Raw genomic sequence first — 18323 nt, 5'->3', positions numbered from 1 at the left:
AAAAATGAGTGTGAAGTGGTGAGGGATATTCTTCATCACTCCACATTCATAAAACTCTAAATTATTCTTTAATTAGGGTTGACTAATCGTAAGAAACGAGGCTGGGACATAAGAGAAAGTGTTAGATTGACTGATGTCGATCTAACACTTTTTTGCTGTAAGCGTTGATGTCCGCTACGGCGGACGCTTTCCGGGGGCGTGGCCTTCGCTACCATCAACTAGTGCTCTCTTCTGAATTTTATTTATTTCAAAAGGAAGAACGTCTAAATTTCTCTTCATTTTAGATAGCAAAAATTTAATAACGCCTTTGCTCCTCTTTCTTAAAAATTAAAGTTTTGTCCCAGCCTCTATTCTATGAATTATGATGAGGTTGGTGTTAATAAGAATTTTGGTGATTTCCAAAGCTCTGCCCATTTTTTAATTGCCGTAATGACAATTATTAAACCTAGAATCAGCATAATAATCGACAATACACCATTTAGTACATTGTAACCTGCCGCTGCTGAATTCCAATAAACGTTCTTAATCATCCAATAGCCTGCTACATTCACAGTCACGTATAAATAAGCTAAAGGAATAAAGCATGTTAGCGCATATATTCGCTTATCAGCTACTTTTAACACCATGGTTACACCGCATACTAATCCAATCGACGCCATTAACTGATTCGAAACACCAAATAGTACCCAAATGGAACTAATGTCCCCGGAATACAATAAGTACCCCCACATAAAGCAGGCTAGTGCACTTGCTACAATCGTACCTGGAATCCAATCTGTACGCTTTAACGGCTTATAAACATTGCCACCAAAATCTTGAATTAAGTAACGTGCTACACGTGTCCCTGCATCAATAGCTGTTAAAATAAAGACCGCTTCAAACATAATAACAAACTGATAGAAATAAGAAGACATTTCAGCGAACCATGGAATACCCGTGAAAATATCAGTCATCCCTACAGCAAGGGTAACTGCACCACCTGTTCGACCCTCTAAATCCATTCCTATGCTCTGCGCTAAGGTTTGTAAATGAACCGTCTCCATACCTAATGTTGCAAAGACAGCTGGTGCTGAATTTATAGCAAAATAATCTGCTGGATGAAGGGCTGTCGCAGCAATTAATGCCATTACCCCCACTAAAGATTCTACTAACATCGCACCAAAACCAACGATGCGAATATCTTCCCAACGATTAATCATTTTCGGTGTTGTCCCTGAACCAACAAAGGCGTGGAAGCCTGAAATCGCACCGCAAGCAATCGTAATGGATACGAATGGCCACACCGGACCCGCAATGACAGGACCACCCCCATGAATAAACTCTGTAATTGGCGGGAATTGAATCATTGGATTTACGAAGAAAACACCAATGATCAAGGCAATAAATACACCAATTTTCATAAAGCTACTTAAATAATCACGCGGCGCTAATAATAGCCAAACAGGTAATGCCGCCGCAAAAAATGCATAGATAGGTAGAATAATAGCTAAAGTATCACGATCAAACGTTAAAAAATCACCTAAGGCTGTTCCTTGAATCATTGGTCCCATAAAAACACCAATCATAAGCAATATAAAGCCAACAGTAGAAGTGACAAGTAAATTCCCCGTTTTTCGATAAGCAATGCCGACCAGTATCGCTATAGGAATTGTAATACCTACCGCAAAAGTTCCCCAAGGATTACGCTCTAACGCCCCCAGTACAACCATTGATAGTCCGGCCATTGTAATTGTAATAATAAATAGCATAGCAAGTCCTGTACAGAAACCTGCGACTGGACCTAACTCCTCTTTCATTACTTCAGATAAAGATTTACCACCATGGCGCATAGATGCAAATAAAACAACAGCATCATGTACTGCACCACCAATAACAGCACCAATCAATAGCCACAGTAGTCCTGGCAAATAACCAAATTGCGCTGCTAAAATTGGTCCTACTAATGGGCCCGCAGCAGCAATTGCCGCAAAATGATGCCCAAATGTTACCCATTTATTCGTCGGAACATAGTCTTTACCATCTTCCATAGCGTGCGCTGGGGTGGGTGTATCATCTGTAATTTTTAATACCTTCTTTGTAAAGAATATGCCATACAAACGATAGCTAATCATCAGTACACAAATGGAGCCAATTACAATTGTAATCGCATTCATCAAATCACTCCTTTTACTTTTTCCACATCATAGCAAATGAAATAAACAAATATTCGTTAAATTCACTGAAATGTCAGAAATTAAAGTTGAAAGGATACTTTCTTTGGTTGAAATGCACTTACTTTGAGCAATTTCGCCAAGGCGTAATTGCGTCCGAATTTTGAATCGCGCGGTGGCCTGTATGAAGCAGTTCTATTAGCCGTTATCTTATGGATACGACCCAGTTAGTCTAACACCCTACATGAACTCATGCAAAATCCGTGACAATGCCAGATTCAGTAAGTGTTGATACCCACTGCAAAGGCGTTACAACCACTTTCATCTCGCCAGCTATAGTGGAGGGAGTCTTCTGCTGAATGAGGATAAATCAAAAATTTTGCGTACGTCCTTCATGTATAGACGACTCACCGGTATGGGCTGCCTATTATGCAAAATTAGATTATATTTAGAGCTACTCCAGGGCTCTAGTTCAACAATATGCTCTAAATTGACGATAAACGCACGATGCACACGCACAAAACCTTTTAAAGCAAGCTTTTTCTCAAGCGTTGCTAATGATTCTGATGCGAAATAGCTTCCTTTGTCAGTGACAATAATGGTCTTACTATCTTCAGAAGTACAATACAAAATTTCTTGTATTTTTATGAGTAAAATTCGATCGTTTACATACACCGTTAGCTTATCAAGCTTGTCCATTTGCAGATGCTTTAACTCTTCCATCGTTTTTGCTTGTGTAGCAGTTCTTTTCGCCATTAACCTTTCCACTGCACCTTGTACACGCTCCGCTTCAAAAGGCTTTAAAATATAATCGAACGCGTTTACTTCAAATGCCTGTAATGCATACTCATCATAAGCCGTTGCAAAAATAATTTCTGGCTTATGTGCTGTTTGCATGAGCCTTTTCGCTAAATCGAGACCATTTTTAACGCCAAGCTCAATATCTAAAAAAACACAATCTATCTGTGCATACTGGGGATCTTTTAATAATTCCTCTACATTGTCCGCTTCTCCCCTGATCTCCACTAGCTTTGTTTGATCTAGTAAATAACGTAATTCAGCTCGTGCTAAGGATTCGTCATCTACAATAAATACATTCAACATATGTCTACTCCCATCTTGTCGCTTTTAAAGGTAGTTGAATTTTAATTTTCGTCCCAACATCTAACGTACTTGAAATTTGAAAATCCGCTTCTTTTCCATAAATTTCATGTATACGCTGATAAATATTCCATAGGGCAGTGCCCGTTCCTTGTTCAGATTGCAGTATGCTTTTTCCAAGCTGTTTCACCTGCTCTTTCCTCATGCCACAACCATTATCCTCCGTTAACAGTAATAGTTTATTATCGACTCGTTGTACCTTCACAATAATTGTGCCTTCCTTGCGATTTTTAAATGCATGATAAATTGCGTTTTCAACAAGTGGCTGCAAGGTAAAAGGAGGAATGTGCACGTCAAATAGTGACTCATCTAATTGAAATTGCACATCATAGCGATTAGGAAATCTGGTCTGCTCAATCGATAAATAAGCCTCAATATGGTCAATTTCATTTTTTAACGGGATGAGCAATTGACGAGCTCCTTGTAAATTACTTCTAAAAAATGTACTCAGTTTTAACAATAATGTTCTTGCCTCATTTGCATCTGTTCGAATTAAGCTTGAAATCGTGTTAAGGCTGTTAAAGAAAAAGTGTGGATGTACCTGTGCTTGAAGTGCCTTAATTTCAGCATCCTTTAATAATTTCCGCTGCCTTTCAATTTCAGCATATTCAAGCTGTGATGAAAATAGCCGACTTAGTCCCTCCGCAAGCTCCTTCTTCACCCCTGTTAATGAAGCTGCATTCATAAAATAGAGCTTTAAACTACCCACCGTTTGATGTTGTACCTTTAAAGGTAATACGATCGCTGCATTTAACGGACAATCGGCATGGGGACAATGGATTTCTTTTGCAGACGTAGCAGTAATAATACGCCCTTCTACTAATACCTGCTTCGTAAGCGCCGTCATGATTTCACGATGGATTAAATGGTGATCTTCACCAACGCCGACGTGTGCCAAAATTCCATTGGTATCTGTAATGGCCACTGCATCGACCCTTATTTCTCTTTTGATAATTTCTGCAACCGTTTGGCAGGATTCCTCATTTAAGCCTTTGCGAAAATGCTCGATTGTAAGCTGAGCAATCGAGAAAGCTTGGTGTGTTTGTAAAGCCTTTGTACGCTCTTCTTCATCAATAAACGTTTTAATGATCATGAAAAATAAAAAAATCCCAAAGGCATTCATCATGATCATCGGCATTGCAATTAGCAAAACTAATTGTATTGCCTGATCAAATGGCTTCGCTATTGCTAAAATAACAAGCATTTGCACGGTTTCTGCGCAAATTCCTATCATGACAGCCTTTTTATAGGAGAAAGTTTGACGGATTTTTAACTGTTGACTTAATCCACCTGTGATGAACCCTGCCAGTATTGTCGAAACACCGCAGGCAATCGCAGTAAAACCCCCAAGTGTAATTCGATGAATCCCCGCAATAATGCCCACGCATACGCCAACAAAGGGACCACCAAATATGCCAGCAATAGCTACACCAATTAGCCTCGTATTCGCAATGGCTTCTTCAGCATTTATAGTACTATGTATCATCTGATTAAGTGGATAGATTGTACCACTTTCGATCTTGATGCCCGTATAGCTACTGACAATACTCAAGGCGCTGAAAATAATGACAAGCCATATTTTTTCTTTCAATCCTTGATCTTGGAATAGCATTTCTCTAAACAGGCGCCATCTCGACATTAAAAAGGCAAAGACGATGATTAGTCCTACCCGCTCCAACATAAACAAAAATAGTTCCATCATTGCCCCCCTTTGCTATTTATTTTTCAAAGAACAATTTATAGGATGAGTAACCAAATACCTCTCCTGGGTTAATGCCATCTATGGCATCTAATTGATGGTTTTCGAATTGATTGGACACCATTTCCTTTAGCATCACAGATGTCATTACATCCTGTGCAAGCTCCTTTGGATATAGCCATTTCGCTTCTAGCAATTCATTTTCTTGAATACATAATGCCTGCTGTTCATCTCGCATCCTACAATAAAAAATGGCCATATTATCACTGACTTCCCCACGAATAACTCCTGTACGGAAACCAATCAACCCTGATACGAAACAATCGATCCCTGTCTCTTCTTTTATTTCTCGTACAACTGCTTCATCAATTGTTTCACCTGCATTCACAAAGCCAGCAGGTAATGACCAACGTCCTTTTAAACCACTATATGCTTTTTTTACAACAAGCCATTGTCCGAGCTGATTGACAGTAACCCCCGCTACTCCTAGCCAAACTTTTCCTCTATCTTTCTTCATATCCTTCACCTCTATGTCCTTATTATAACTTTTCAATTTCTATTGTTAGAAGCATTAATTCTGAATTATAAGATATTTAATTTTTGCACATTTTTTTCCACGCTCAAAAACCTCTTTCGCAAAATGCGAGAGAGGCCATTAAATTTTTACTGTAGCTTTTGAAGGGCCAACTAAAAATAGTGCATGATTATGTATTCCTTTTTCAAGCCGACACTCATTTATAGTTAGGTTACCATTCGAGAACAAGCCCAAACCAATTTGATGACTAAGTGCCTGTATTTTACACTTCCAAATGCTCAATACTCCAATTAAGATTTAAAATATTTTTTAAATTCGCCACTTGTTCTTCTCCAATTGTGTTGACTAATTGCTGTTCAATTTCCGATTTATAAAGTTCATTTTTCTCATAGCAAGCTTCACCAAATTCCGTCATTCGAATTACTTTGTGTTTTTTACTATGCTCGGCATTACTAACTTCTACTAATCCTTTTGCTTCTAAACTTTTTATAAATTTATGAGTGGCTTGTCTAGAAAAATCAACGCCTTTTGTTACATCTGAAATAGTCGGTTGATTTTTATAAATTCTCCCTAAAATATACCATTCTGAATTAGAGATATAAATATTATTATTATTATTCCACTTATCTTCAGCAAGTCGTCGAAGTATTTCGTGACGTTCGCTCAACAAATCAATTACATCTCGATTTTGCAATTCGTCCTTCAACTAGTTCACCTTCATTCCATATTTTCGTAATCACTATACAAAAAATAATACCATTCGTCAACCAAGTTGACAAAAGTCATTTAATTGCTTACAATTAATTTAGTCAACTTGGTTGACAATGATGTTTGATGGAGGGAATATACATGTACAATGTTGGCGATGTAGTCATTTATTCATCACATGGACTTTGTTCAATTGAAGATATTTGTGAACAAACCTTTAGCGACATTACAAAAACTTACTACGTTTTACAACCACTCAATGATTCAAAATTAACAATTCGTACCCCTACCGACAATGCAAAAAAACAGCTTAGAAATATTATCGAAAAAGAAGAAGCTATTCAAATTTTACATTCATTTACGTCTCCCGGCGTGGAATGGATTGAACAAAACACTCATCGTATGAGATTTCACGTAGAAATTATTAAAACTGGCGACAGACAAAAACAAGCAAACCTCTTAAACACCTTGCTTCGTAAAAAGTTTGAATATGAGGCGAACGAAAAAAAATTCCCAAATCAAGAAGAAAAATTACTTCAATCTTTACAAGAAATTATATTTTCAGAATTCTCCGTTGCACTAGATAAACCATCAGATGAAATTTACGAATATGTATTAACACAGCTTAACTAAGTTTTTTTTGAAGGTACATAAAGAAGCCACGTTATTTCTCTCCAGAAATAATGTGGCTTCTTTCATCGTCAATCAATCACAAATCTTGGGTATTTGCACGTTTTGCGGTTTTAGCGCTTGTGTCACATAAAAAAATGCAATTACATGTGGAGTGCTGCACTTTATTTTCTTGTTGCTTCATAAGTCAAGGTCTGTTTACTATTTGTTGGTTGTTTTCCATAATCGAAATCTGCGGACACAACTACATCTGAAAAACCGATACTTTCAAGTACTAACTTAAATTCTTCTACACCGTACCATCTTAGAGCAAAACGTTGTAATTCAGATTGAATCCGTTTTCCTTCTCGCCACTTTTCATACTTTAAATAGGAAACTTTATATTGGTTAAACAAATCGGCTTCGACAAGTTTTTCTTCCATTGTAATCGTATCACCATTCGATAAGGTAAATGTAGATGTTCCTTCAAACTTTCCATCAACGTCAAATTTGTTATCAGGTAGGAAAAGGTCTAGTATAAGTTTTCCATTTGGTTCAAGATGATCGTAAAGTCTTTTTAATACTTTTATTGATTCATCTCGTTTTTCAATCAATAAAAATGATCCTGCGGGAATTATAATCGCCTCATATTTAGTAGCTAGAGACAGTTCTTTTAAATTCGCTTCATATAATTCAGTCTTTAACCCACGTGCTTCACAGTGTCGACGACAAGAAGCTAACATCTCTGAAGAATAATCCACTCCATCAACATGAAGCCCAGATTCTAAAAGAGGAATAATTACGCGTCCAGAACCAACCATTGCTTCAAGAATGCGCCCTTTACAATCTTTCAGTCTGTCACAATAATATTCTATATCTCCGCTCAATGATTGTCCGACCTTTTTCGTTAAATCATAAACCTCAGTACAAAGTTCTCCATAATAACTAAAAGACATATATACTCCTCCTTAAATTATTGCACATAATTACCAATATATACCACGATACCAGTGAAAGATCTTTATTTCAAACAAAATAAAGTGACTTACAAAATTATTAGCAGAACTGAATTACAAACATACTGAAAAAGGTTGATGGTAATATAGTACATTGTTATTATTCACAGTTTTAGGTTTTACACGAATAGTATCTCTTCTATAAATGGCTGTACATTTCTACTTCTATAAGATAGAAAAAGCCCCTTTCATTTATCATGTTTTGCAACATCACAAATCAAAGAAGCTCGTTATTCACAATCCTTGTTAGGCAAATATAGAGCTAACAAGGGTTGTGTACATATTAATTTTATCTATCTTTTATAATCCACTAAACACTTTTCTTAAACATCAATCACAAACTTCAGGCGTACCTTCACGTTTTGCAGCTTTAAAGCTTGTGCCACAGCCACATGATGCGATTGCATTCGGATTATCGATAGTGAAGCCCCCGCCCATGAGCGATTGTTTATAGTCAATTTTCGTTCCCGTTAAAATAGGCGCATCTTCGTGGGTAACAAGAATAGTTAAACCATGTTGTACATCTTCAAAATCTTCATCTTTTTTCTCTTTATCGAAATGCATACCGTACGATAGGCCACTACATCCGCCACCATTAACAACCACGCGTAAAAAAGAACCTCGCTCTTCATTATGCTCCATCATCTCATTAATATGAAAGACGGCAGCCTCCGTCACTTCTATTACTTGTTTTAAACTTGTCATCCCTTCACCTTCTTTCTTATTCATTATCATATCAATTTTGACTATTGTATGACAAACATTCAGCTTCAAGTGTATTTTTTGCAATATTCCCGTTTTTTTCATTGAATTAGTATTTTTTATTCATGTGCTTAACTGACGAATTGGTATAATAGTTATAATAATGTCGATGAAAGAGGTATAAATTATGGAGATTTCACCATATTATGAAAAAAAGGTCCAATGTCTTAATTGTAAAAAAGAATTCTCAACATTAAAAGTACGTTCTAAATTCATTAAAGTAGAATATACCGAAACCGATTTTCAGCCGATTTATGCAGACGGTGTCAATGCCCTTTATTACAATGTATTCGTTTGTGAGCATTGTGGTTTCTCATTTACAGAAGACTTTACCAGATATTTTGCACCAGGCGTACAAGATGATATTCGTATTCAAATTACTGAAAAATGGGTACATCATGATTTTAAAGGGGAACGCACCGTATTCCAAGCTATTCAAGCTTATAAATTAGCCTTTCTTTGCGGCACGATAAAAAAAGAAAAATTTGTAGCAACAGCAGGTCTTGCCTTGCGTCTTGCATGGCTGTATCGTTCGCTGAAAAATGATGGCCAAGAGCAGCGTTTTATAAAAATTTCGAGGGACCATTATATGGAATCTTATTCTACTGAGGATTACAGCTCTACGCAAATGTCAGATGTACGTATTATGTATATGATTGCAGAATTATCACGACGTATTGGGGATCTAGAAAATGCGACACGCTTCTTTTCAAGAGTCATCGAAAAGCAAAGTACTGGTGGCGAAGCAAAGGTGATCGATATGGCAAAAGAGCAATGGGCAATCATTCGTAAGGAAAAAGAACAAGCGCGCCAAGTGTAAACAGAAAAAAGTTCTAGCTCAATGAGTCAGCTAGAACTTTTTCGCTATTCATTAGAATACTTGTTCAACTTCAATAATGCCAGGTACTTCTTCTAATAATGCGCGTTCAATACCTGCTTTTAGTGTAATCGTAGAACTAGGGCAACTGCCGCATGCACCTAATAAACGTAATTTTACAACGCCGTCTTCTATATCTACTAATTCACAGTCTCCACCGTCACGTAGTAAGAATGGACGTAATTTATCTAATACTTCTTGTACTTGGTCGTTAATTGTTGCTTCTGCCATTTGTCTCGACTCCTTTCCTTATAATGATTATAATGTTAGCAACAGAAAAAATCCAATATTGAATCACGGGGGAGAAGAAATACTATGGAACACACAAAACCGATTATCGAAATTTATGGAACGGCAGTCATTTGCGCAAGTTGTGTCAATGCTCCATCTTCTAAAGATACATATGAATGGCTACAAGCAGCTATTGATCGCAAATACCCGCACCAAGCCTATGAAATTCGCTATGTCGATATTGAAGGTCCAATTGAGAATGAACGTGACCAAGATTATGCTGCGCGTATCCAAGAAGATGAATTTTTCTATCCACTTGTACTCATTAATGATGAAGTGGTAGGAGAAGGCTATGTGCAATTAAAACCAGTCTTTACAGCACTTGAAAATTTAGGCTTCACACCAGACGTAACCGTTTAATGAATACGAAAGGGATTGTTCGAAGTTAACCTTCGAAGCAATCCCTTTTTCAATGGTAGAATTTCTGCTCAATTCTTAATCGTTTTGATATTTATACATCCATAGTAATCCCGATTTCATCAATCGTGCGATACGTCCAGTAACAGTTGTATCTGCTAAATAAGCAAATCCTTGTTTTTTACCAAGAGAGCCCATGAAACCTTTTAATTTAATATCTGGCATTTTCTCTGGTAAATGCTCGCCCTTCCAACGCATACGAAGTACTTTAACGATTTGTTCCGCTTGTTCCTCAGCTAATTGTGCACTTGGAGAAAATTCTGAAGAGGCACAATCCCCTACAACATATACATGCTCATCATCGAGCACATTAAAGTATTGTGTTACGATTGGACGACCTTGACGATCCTTTTCAACATCTAAATCACGTACAATTTTCACGGGCTGTACCCCAGCTGTCCAAACGACTGCATCAAGTGGAATTTCATCTTCATGATTGAAAATTTTACCTGGTTCCACTTTTGTAATATTAGAATTCGCAATAACATCTACGTTATGCTTGATAAACCAATCTTTTACGTATTTACTAAGCTTTTCAGGGAAATCTTTTAAAATACGTTGACCACGGTCAAATAATTTTACTTTTAAATCTGCTCGACTTTCACGTAGCTCACTTGCAAGCTCAATACCGCTTAAACCTGCACCTACAATACCAACAGTCGAACCTGGTGGTAAACCACAAAGCGCTTGGAATGTTGCACGTGATTTTGCCATTGTCTGAATGCTATAAGTGTAATCTTCTGCACCCGGTACATCATGATATTTATCTTCACAGCCTAGTCCAATGACTAAATCATCATATTCAATTCGTTGCCCATCTTCTAGTATGACTACTTTTTCTGCACGATTAATGTCAACGACTTCTCCATATACAGCCGTTAAACGATCATGCTCTGGGAAGCTTACACGAATTTCTTTATCTGTCGATGTCCCTGCTGCCAATGCATAAAATTCTGTTTTTAAACTATGGAAAGGTGCGCGGTCTACTAGCACGATTTCCGTGTCTAAAGGTAAGTTATTTGGTAATAGACGAAGCATGACACGCATATTGCCATAGCCGCCACCTAAAAGTACTAATTTCCCCATAATAGTCTCCTTTTATATCACTAATAATAATTGTTCACAAAGTATCCACAGACGAGTATAACCGATTGTGAGATGTTTCACAATATAAGAATGCAATTTTGTGAAAGATTTCACAAAATCAATCGTTGACGAACGTTTCAAAAGCGAGTAGCATTACAATGGTGAGGTGACATGTATGAATCCAATGGTTGAATTTTGTGTAAGTAATTTAGCAAATGGCTCACAAGTAACTTATGAAATACTTGAACGCGATCCAAATATCGACGTTTTGGAATATGGCTGCCTTAGTTACTGTACCAAGTGTTCAGAATCCTTTTACGCCATCGTTAATGGTGAATTAGTAGAAGCCGATTCTCCAGAAGAGCTAACAAAAGCCATTTATCAATTTATCGAAGAAAATCCATTATGGTAATTTTATTTACAAAAATCAGTTATTTTAAACATAGAAAAAGGATGTTATGTCGAGAAAAATCGACATAAGCATCCTTTTTTATATTTTATACGAATGCTTCAATACAATACGTCGGTTGAAGCTCTTGTTCTTGCACAATCTTAGTGGGTGTTACACCTGTGTTGACATGGATTGTATCACAACCGAAACGAATACCACACATAATATCCGTGTCATAATTATCGCCGATCATTACCATTTCATCCTTTGTTAAGCCGTATTCAGCGGCAATCACTTCAAGCATAGCAGGTGATGGTTTACCAATGTAAGTTGGCTCAACATCAGCCACTTCCCCTACTAATCGTGCAAACGAACCATTCCCTGGTAAGAAACCATACTCTGTCGGAAATTTAATGTCTTGATTTGTTGCAATAAATGCAGCGCCATTTTGTATAGCAATCGTTGCCTTAGCGAGTGCCATATAGTCAAGTGTTCGGTCAATTCCCATTACAAAGACGTCTGGATCGGCGTCTACAAGTTTTATTCCTTCATTATATAACGCAGCTCGGATACCATCCGATCCCATCATTGCCACCTTTTGTCCAGCAAAATTTAGGGCTATATATTTCGCAGTTACCAATGCACTTGAATAAATATGTTGGAGTGGTGCGTCCACACCAATTGCACGTAAAGCCTCTTGCAATTGCTCTCTCGTTTTCGATGAATTATTCGTCACGTAAAATGGCTCAATCCCTGTTTCTTGTAATCCATGAATAAAAGTAACCGCTGAAGGAATACCTTCCTTTCCACGGTATACAGTGCCGTCTAAATCAAAGCAATAGGCCTTATAGGATCTCATTGATGATCCTCGGGTAAAAATGCTGAAACAGGGCCTAACTCATTCGTTAAGTAATTATTCACAGCTGGTGAGAACTGCTTCAATGTTGGTAAACTGATTGTTAACACATTCACAACTTCATCAATATCTACATTTACAAATTCACGAACAAGCATTTTTCGTAAGCCAACAACTGCTTTTAATGACGCTTCCATTTCAGTAGTTACGACTTTTTCATCGATTAAAATATCAATAATATCCTCATAGCTACCTGGATCACGCATAATGAAGCCATCAATCATTAAATTGCCAACATCCATCATTGATTCCATCACATTATGTCCGATACGCTCGAGTGCTAATTTTTTAATATCATTTTGCAGCCAGTTATCCTCTGCCTCCAAAGTCGCTAATAGTCCATCTAAGTACTGTAAATTATTTGTGATTTTATTACGATCTACAAAATACACAAGGAAAGCCCCCATTCAAATCATTTAAAGTTGATAGTCATTTCTCTTCTATAGTACCATATCTATAGGACTGGAAGGAGATTAAAAGATGGAACGTTTTTTCTTATATGATGATGTAGAAGATACAAAAACACGCTTTGTCAGTTTTGCTGGACAAAAGCTACGTTATGATTTAGCAATTTTACAATCTGGTCGTTTCTTTGGTAAAGTGCTTGTGATGGACATTCAATTTGGTCGTTTCGCTATCATTGGTCCAGACGATGTGGAGGAGCCTGGCTACCTCGAACACGTTTACAATCGCTCTGAAGAAGATACAATCGAGCTACGTGAATATTTACGAGAATTACTTAATTGACAACCTTCACTGAACTGCCCCGTAAAAGTTAGACACAAAATCTAACTTTTACGGGGTGTTTTTATGATATTAAAATAATAATCCGCTTAGACTCCTGCGAATTATATGTAGCAAACGGGAAACCTCAGCTACAAAAAATCGGCTAAAATTCACGTCCAGTGACAACTTATCTGCCCGAAAGCGAAGTGTCATTGACTCGACAACAACACACGCCCTTTCTGCGATCAAAGCGTCAGTGAGACGCAGTGACGGGAGCACACGCCCTCTCTGCGACCAAAACGTCAGTGAAACGCAGTGACGGGAGCACACGCCCTCTCTGCGACCAAAACGTCAGTGAAACGCAGTGACGGGAGCACACGCCCTCTCTGCGATCAAAACGTCAGTGAAACGCAGTGACGGGAGCACACGCCCTCTCTGCGATCAAAACGTGAGTGAAACGCAGTGACGGGAGCACACGCCCTCTCTGCGACCAAAACGTGAGTGAAACGCAGTGACGGGAGCACACGCCCTCTCTGCGACCAAAACGTGAGTGAAACGCAGTGACGGGAGCACCACGCCCTCGTGACCAACATTATCGATGCGACTCGTGCCTTGCCAACAGAAAGCGTAACCAATTTCCACTTTACAGGAAGCAAGTTATTATTGAAGGACTTTTTAGAACAGTCCCTTCATTATTTATTAATAATTGAAGGATTGTCTTTATTGTGAGGCTTGTCTTTGTTTTCGTTATCATTTTGTTTTTTTGCTTGTTCATTTTGTCCAATTACGCCTAAATCATCAACACTAATATCAAAACCATATCCGTACTCTTCACGATTTAATTGTCTTTTTTTTCGTTTCTCATTAGCCAAAATAATCACCTCCACTACATAAATTAACCTTATTCATGTGATTTATACTTGTGAAAAAGCAATTATAAACTGCATAGTTATGCAGTTGCATCCTCTATAATCCACTCGACAGCACTGATTAAATCAGGGAAAATGGCATCCGCAAGAGGATCACTTTTTCCTAAGTAAACGCCTTTTGTGCCTGCTTTTTTGCCAGCAATTATATCTGTATCAGTGTCCCCTACCATATAGGATTTCGCCAGATCAATATCATATTTTTTACCTAGATCGACAATTAATTTGCTATTTGGTTTGCGACAAGCACAGCCTGCCTTCGGTTTATGAGGACAATAAGCAACGTCATGAATAATTGCTCCTTCTTTTTTCAATTCATTTTGCATATGAACATGTATTTGTTGGAGCTTCGATTCCTTCATAAATCCCAATCCAACACCTCCTTGATTGGTTACTACAAATATGAAATCAAAGAACTCATTTAATTTTTTTATTGCTTTTGGAACAGATGGTAAGAAATATAGATCCTGCGGTTTATTTACAAATTTAACTCGATTCGTTAATACTTCATTGATGACGCCATCCCTATCTAAAAATACTGCTCTTTTCATTGAACTCCCACCTTTATGCCAAAATATAGTTTTCATAGTACTTCATTCGTTTTATATTGTTACCAATATTATAAAACCTAACAAAGAAAAAAACCTGATGCTTATTATTGCATCAGGTCATTATTGTTATTCTGTTATTTGTGGATTTTCTATAGGCTTTGCCACTTCGGTTGCTTCATTTACTGCAATTTCAGGTTGCTGTATTATTTTGCCGCATTTACGTAATACGAAATAAGCACAGCCAAAATTACAATACTCGTATAAGTAATCTTGAAGCGTACTTATTTTTGTATCAAAGGTAGATTTTTGATTTTTATCTTCAAAGAAGCCTTTTAATCGTAACTGATTATAGCCCCAGTCTCCTACGATATAATCATATTTTGCTAAAATATCTGAGTACCGTTCATTAAATGCTTCCTCTTGAAAAGCCTCACGGTAATCATTGATAAGCTCGTATTCATATCCTTCAATAACTATCAAAGTGACACCACCTTTCTGTTTTAGTTTAGCTTTACAAATCTACTTGTAATTGGCGCTCTTTTGTTGCTGCATTCACTTGTTCATCCGCATGATAGCTACTACGTACAAGCGGTCCTGCTTCGCAATGTTTAAAGCCTTTTTCCATGGCAATTTTGCGTAATTTCCCAAATTCTATTGGTGAATAATATTTTTTTACAGGTAAATGCTTTTTCGTTGGTTGTAAATATTGACCAATTGTCATAATATCAACGTTATTTGCACGTAGATCATCCATAACCTCTAAAATTTCTTCGTGTGTTTCTCCTAAGCCAATCATTAAAGATGATTTCGTTGGAATGTCTGGTTGCATTTCTTTGGCTAAACGAAGAAAATCTAACGAACGCTCATACTTAGCACGTGCACGTACTCTTGGCGTTAAACGACGTACAGTTTCAATATTATGATTTAAAATATCTGGTTTAGCATCCATTAAAAATTGAAGGTTTTCTTTAATACCGCCTAAGTCAGATGGTAAAACTTCAACAGAAGTAAATGGACTTTTACGACGAATCGCACGTACCGTTTCGGCTAATACCTCTGCACCGCCATCTTTTAAGTCGTCACGAGCAACCATTGTAATAACAACATGCTTTAAGTTCATGATTGCTACAGAATCTGCTACTCGTTCTGGTTCAGCTAAATCTAGCTCATTCGGTAAACCTGTTTTTACAGCACAGAAACGACAAGCTCGCGTACAGACAGATCCTAAAATCATCATAGTAGCTGTACGGCGTTCACCCCAGCACTCATGAATATTTGGACAGCGTGCTTCTTCGCAAACTGTATGTAGATTTTTTTCACGCATGAGCTTTTTTAGCCCTTTATATTCATCGTTCGTGTTTAGTTTGATTTTTAGCCAGTCTGGTTTTCTTAAATGTTCTTCTTTGTCCTTGCTTGTAGGTTTACAAGATGTCATACAAATTTCGCCCCTATCAAAATTATATATTGTTAAATATCATCTACCTTCACTGTTGTCAATGTAACATAATAAACGAACGGCAACAACTAGCATTTACTATTCAAGCAACATTTCTAATCATAAGGTACTGGTACCTCAAGTGATGGCTGTGGCGCCTCGCTGCCATTTGTATAGATATGTGGTACTGGTCCTCTTGTCAAACCCATCGCCACTGGAATATCCTGTGAAACGGTAGCAGATTTACTGGCAAATGGTACAATAATTTGTACGTTGACCTCTATATGAATCCCTACCTCCACATAGGCACTATTAATGCCAAATTCTTGAATGTCTGATGTGACATTGCTATGCACATTGCCAATTACATGAAAACGAATCGGTATTTTAGGTCCTAAATTTCCGAGCAATGGAATGTTCGCAGCTTGCCCAAGTGGAACAAAAAAAACAATGCCGTCACCTTCTTGAATATTATTGATGTCGTATTCGACGTTTTCTAATTCTGGTAAATGTGCAAGTTCTCCTTGTTCAGCCTGTTCTAAATACATTTTCACGAGTTCTATTGTTTCTGCACGAACACGATTAATAATTTCAGTATTAAATTTTGTCGTTACCATTTCAGACGAACCAGCTGGTAAATCTTCAATAATATCATTGACGTCTAATACGTTTGAAGTACGTGCATTGATGGCTTTACTCACAACATAGGATGCAATTTTAGTGGTTTGTACTTCTGCATATTGTAAATAGGTGGGCATAAGACGCTCATTCAAAAAATACAAAAATAGTAATAAACAGACAATACTACTGACAATCAATACAGTTAAACGATTTAGCGGTAAACCTTTTTTACTATTTGTTCCTAATTTCATTCTTTTTCGAGGGAAAAACAAAAAAATCTCCTCCTGTTCCATAACGTATGAACAGGAGGAGAAAATTATTCAACTTACGATGGTACTACGTAGTCCGTTTCAATACTTGCAATGGCAATCGTTGGGTAGTCCACTAAATTAATTTCATATGTAGCAGATAGTAATTCATTTTGTTCTTCAAAAATACGAATCCAAGGTAATGCGGCATTCAATGTATTTTGTTTTGATACAATGCCTCTTCTTCCATCTGATAATTTTAAAATCACACCATTTGGATAATGGACTACAGCCTTTTTCAGTGCATTAACAATTCGTACATCATAAATGGTACCAGAGCCCGCTTCAACAATGGCTAACCCCTGTGATGGGAGCATTTTTTCACGATACACACGATTTGTTGTTACCGCATCAAAAACATCTGCTACGCCTATAATTTTTGCAAATGGATGAATTTCAAAATCAACTAAGCCGCGTGGATAGCCACTTCCATCGATACGTTCATGATGTTGGAAGGCACAATGTGCAACAAGTAAAGAAATGGAGTGTAAATTACGTAACAAATCAAAACCATATCGGGTGTGCATTTTCATGATTTCAAACTCCTCATGTGTTAAGCGACCTGGTTTTGTTAAGATTTCTTTCGGTACCATCAGCTTTCCAACATCGTGCAATAAAGCGCCAATACCGATTAAACGTAAATCCTCTGCTGAATGTCCCAACTCTTTTGCAATGGCTATTGAATAAAGCGTTACCTGAAAGGAATGTTGATACAAGTATTCATCGAATAAATAAGCATCTGTTAAAATTGTTAAGATTTCATTATTACCAGTTACAGCTGACAGTAGCTCATCCACAATTGAGACAATCACTTTTGATTGCCGATCAAGCACGTAAGAGGCACTAACTGCATTTAAACCATCTAATGATTGGAAAGAATCTTTAATGGTTGAGATTGTTTTATTTCGGACAGCAGGAGGAATGGTCTCCATTACTTCAATACCTTCAGAAATTTCGTCGTCAATATATAAATAATGCGTATTCAACTGTTGAAGTCTTTGAATAATACGTTCGTTAATGACAACGTCCTTCTTTAAAAGAGGATGACCCGCCTCATTCCAAATGGTTCTTCCTAATACCATTCCTTCTTTTAATACTTCGATTGAAATTAATCGCATGATTTCTTCCCCAATCCATT

Annotated in this window: 22 protein-coding genes; 5 read left to right on the top strand and 17 right to left on the bottom strand. The window is 37.4% G+C overall.

Features of this window, described 5'->3' with window-relative positions; all coding sequences use genetic code 11:
• Positions 1–359: 359 nt before the first annotated feature.
• The 5 genes from cstA to ACQKII_RS22525 form a co-directional block, all read right to left on the bottom strand.
• Positions 360–2153: a carbon starvation protein CstA gene (cstA, locus tag ACQKII_RS22545; RefSeq protein WP_427462687.1), complete on the bottom strand. Its 1794-nt coding sequence runs from the start codon at positions 2151–2153 to the stop codon at positions 360–362.
• Between the two features lie 330 nt (positions 2154–2483).
• Positions 2484–3254 carry a LytR/AlgR family response regulator transcription factor gene (locus tag ACQKII_RS22540; RefSeq protein ID WP_427462686.1) on the bottom strand — a complete coding sequence of 257 codons (771 nt, stop codon included), beginning with the start codon at positions 3252–3254 and terminating at the stop codon, positions 2484–2486.
• A 4-nt stretch (positions 3255–3258) separates the two neighbouring features.
• The gene (locus tag ACQKII_RS22535) at positions 3259–5010 is read right to left on the bottom strand and encodes a LytS/YhcK type 5TM receptor domain-containing protein (protein ID WP_427462685.1); all 1752 of its coding nucleotides are present in this window, start codon (positions 5008–5010) and stop codon (positions 3259–3261) included.
• A 19-nt stretch (positions 5011–5029) separates the two neighbouring features.
• A complete protein-coding gene (locus ACQKII_RS22530) occupies positions 5030–5527 on the bottom strand; it encodes an NUDIX hydrolase (RefSeq protein ID WP_427462684.1) in 498 nt (165 codons plus the stop codon).
• Positions 5528–5807: 280 nt separating this feature from the next.
• Entirely contained in the window at positions 5808–6251 is a 444-nt protein-coding gene (locus tag ACQKII_RS22525; protein WP_427462683.1) for a MarR family winged helix-turn-helix transcriptional regulator, read from the bottom strand.
• Between the two features lie 143 nt (positions 6252–6394).
• Between ACQKII_RS22525 and ACQKII_RS22520 the strand changes: the two genes are divergently transcribed.
• Positions 6395–6886 carry a CarD family transcriptional regulator gene (locus ACQKII_RS22520; RefSeq protein ID WP_427462682.1) on the top strand — a complete coding sequence of 164 codons (492 nt, stop codon included), beginning with the start codon at positions 6395–6397 and terminating at the stop codon, positions 6884–6886.
• A gap of 161 nt (positions 6887–7047) precedes the next feature.
• On the opposite strand, the gene ACQKII_RS22515 is transcribed toward ACQKII_RS22520, so the two are convergent.
• The gene (locus tag ACQKII_RS22515; protein ID WP_427462680.1) at positions 7048–7818 is read right to left on the bottom strand and encodes a class I SAM-dependent methyltransferase; all 771 of its coding nucleotides are present in this window, start codon (positions 7816–7818) and stop codon (positions 7048–7050) included.
• 390 nt (positions 7819–8208) lie between these two features.
• The gene (locus ACQKII_RS22510) at positions 8209–8583 is read right to left on the bottom strand and encodes a HesB/IscA family protein (protein ID WP_427462679.1); all 375 of its coding nucleotides are present in this window, start codon (positions 8581–8583) and stop codon (positions 8209–8211) included.
• Positions 8584–8767: 184 nt separating this feature from the next.
• On the opposite strand from ACQKII_RS22510, the gene ACQKII_RS22505 reads away from it, so the two are divergent.
• Positions 8768–9460, top strand: coding sequence for a DUF2225 domain-containing protein (locus tag ACQKII_RS22505; protein WP_427462678.1), 693 nt, complete (start codon positions 8768–8770; stop codon positions 9458–9460).
• 51 nt (positions 9461–9511) lie between these two features.
• Here the strand turns inward: ACQKII_RS22505 and ACQKII_RS22500 are convergent, their stop codons facing one another.
• Positions 9512–9748: a NifU family protein gene (locus ACQKII_RS22500; RefSeq protein WP_427462677.1), complete on the bottom strand. Its 237-nt coding sequence runs from the start codon at positions 9746–9748 to the stop codon at positions 9512–9514.
• A gap of 84 nt (positions 9749–9832) precedes the next feature.
• On the opposite strand from ACQKII_RS22500, the gene ACQKII_RS22495 reads away from it, so the two are divergent.
• The gene (locus ACQKII_RS22495; protein WP_427462676.1) at positions 9833–10168 is read left to right on the top strand and encodes a YuzD family protein; all 336 of its coding nucleotides are present in this window, start codon (positions 9833–9835) and stop codon (positions 10166–10168) included.
• A 75-nt stretch (positions 10169–10243) separates the two neighbouring features.
• On the opposite strand, the gene ACQKII_RS22490 is transcribed toward ACQKII_RS22495, so the two are convergent.
• Positions 10244–11311, bottom strand: coding sequence for an NAD(P)/FAD-dependent oxidoreductase (locus tag ACQKII_RS22490; protein ID WP_427462675.1), 1068 nt, complete (start codon positions 11309–11311; stop codon positions 10244–10246).
• Positions 11312–11486: 175 nt separating this feature from the next.
• Here ACQKII_RS22490 and ACQKII_RS22485 point away from each other — a divergent pair, with 175 nt between their 5' ends.
• Positions 11487–11723 (top strand): YuzB family protein, encoded by a 237-nt coding sequence (locus ACQKII_RS22485; protein WP_427462674.1) that lies wholly within the window; start codon positions 11487–11489, stop codon positions 11721–11723.
• Between the two features lie 85 nt (positions 11724–11808).
• On the opposite strand, the gene ACQKII_RS22480 is transcribed toward ACQKII_RS22485, so the two are convergent.
• Together ACQKII_RS22480 and ACQKII_RS22475 are read right to left on the bottom strand one after the other, a co-directional pair.
• Positions 11809–12561, bottom strand: a complete 753-nt coding sequence (locus ACQKII_RS22480) for a TIGR01457 family HAD-type hydrolase (protein ID WP_427462673.1) — start codon at positions 12559–12561, stop codon at positions 11809–11811.
• Complete coding sequence (locus ACQKII_RS22475) at positions 12558–13010, bottom strand: DUF86 domain-containing protein (protein ID WP_427462672.1); 453 nt, start codon at positions 13008–13010, stop codon at positions 12558–12560. Before ACQKII_RS22475 ends, ACQKII_RS22480 begins: the two co-directional genes overlap by 4 nt.
• Before the next feature lie 88 nt (positions 13011–13098).
• Here ACQKII_RS22475 and ACQKII_RS22470 point away from each other — a divergent pair, with 88 nt between their 5' ends.
• Entirely contained in the window at positions 13099–13365 is a 267-nt protein-coding gene (locus tag ACQKII_RS22470; protein ID WP_139859850.1) for a DUF3055 domain-containing protein, read from the top strand.
• Between the two features lie 671 nt (positions 13366–14036).
• On the opposite strand, the gene ACQKII_RS22465 is transcribed toward ACQKII_RS22470, so the two are convergent.
• The 6 genes from ACQKII_RS22465 to ACQKII_RS22440 form a co-directional block, all read right to left on the bottom strand.
• Positions 14037–14216 (bottom strand): hypothetical protein, encoded by a 180-nt coding sequence (locus ACQKII_RS22465; RefSeq protein WP_427462671.1) that lies wholly within the window; start codon positions 14214–14216, stop codon positions 14037–14039.
• 77 nt (positions 14217–14293) lie between these two features.
• Positions 14294–14821, bottom strand: coding sequence for a D-glycero-alpha-D-manno-heptose-1,7-bisphosphate 7-phosphatase (locus tag ACQKII_RS22460; RefSeq protein WP_427462670.1), 528 nt, complete (start codon positions 14819–14821; stop codon positions 14294–14296).
• Between the two features lie 126 nt (positions 14822–14947).
• Positions 14948–15301 carry a YutD family protein gene (locus ACQKII_RS22455; protein ID WP_427462669.1) on the bottom strand — a complete coding sequence of 118 codons (354 nt, stop codon included), beginning with the start codon at positions 15299–15301 and terminating at the stop codon, positions 14948–14950.
• A gap of 31 nt (positions 15302–15332) precedes the next feature.
• Positions 15333–16256, bottom strand: coding sequence for a lipoyl synthase (gene lipA / locus ACQKII_RS22450; protein ID WP_427462668.1), 924 nt, complete (start codon positions 16254–16256; stop codon positions 15333–15335).
• Positions 16257–16372: 116 nt separating this feature from the next.
• Positions 16373–17170 carry a sporulation protein YunB gene (gene yunB / locus ACQKII_RS22445; protein WP_427462667.1) on the bottom strand — a complete coding sequence of 266 codons (798 nt, stop codon included), beginning with the start codon at positions 17168–17170 and terminating at the stop codon, positions 16373–16375.
• A 32-nt stretch (positions 17171–17202) separates the two neighbouring features.
• Entirely contained in the window at positions 17203–18303 is a 1101-nt protein-coding gene (locus tag ACQKII_RS22440; RefSeq protein WP_427462666.1) for an HD-GYP domain-containing protein, read from the bottom strand.
• Between the last annotated feature and the right edge of the window lie 20 nt (positions 18304–18323).

The organism is Lysinibacillus sp. NPDC048646 (assembly GCF_050272295.1).
Taxonomy (GTDB): Bacteria; Bacillota; Bacilli; order Bacillales_A; family Planococcaceae; genus Lysinibacillus.
The sequence above is the reverse complement of the archived record's forward strand: the minus strand, read 5'-3'. Positions and strand labels throughout refer to the sequence as shown.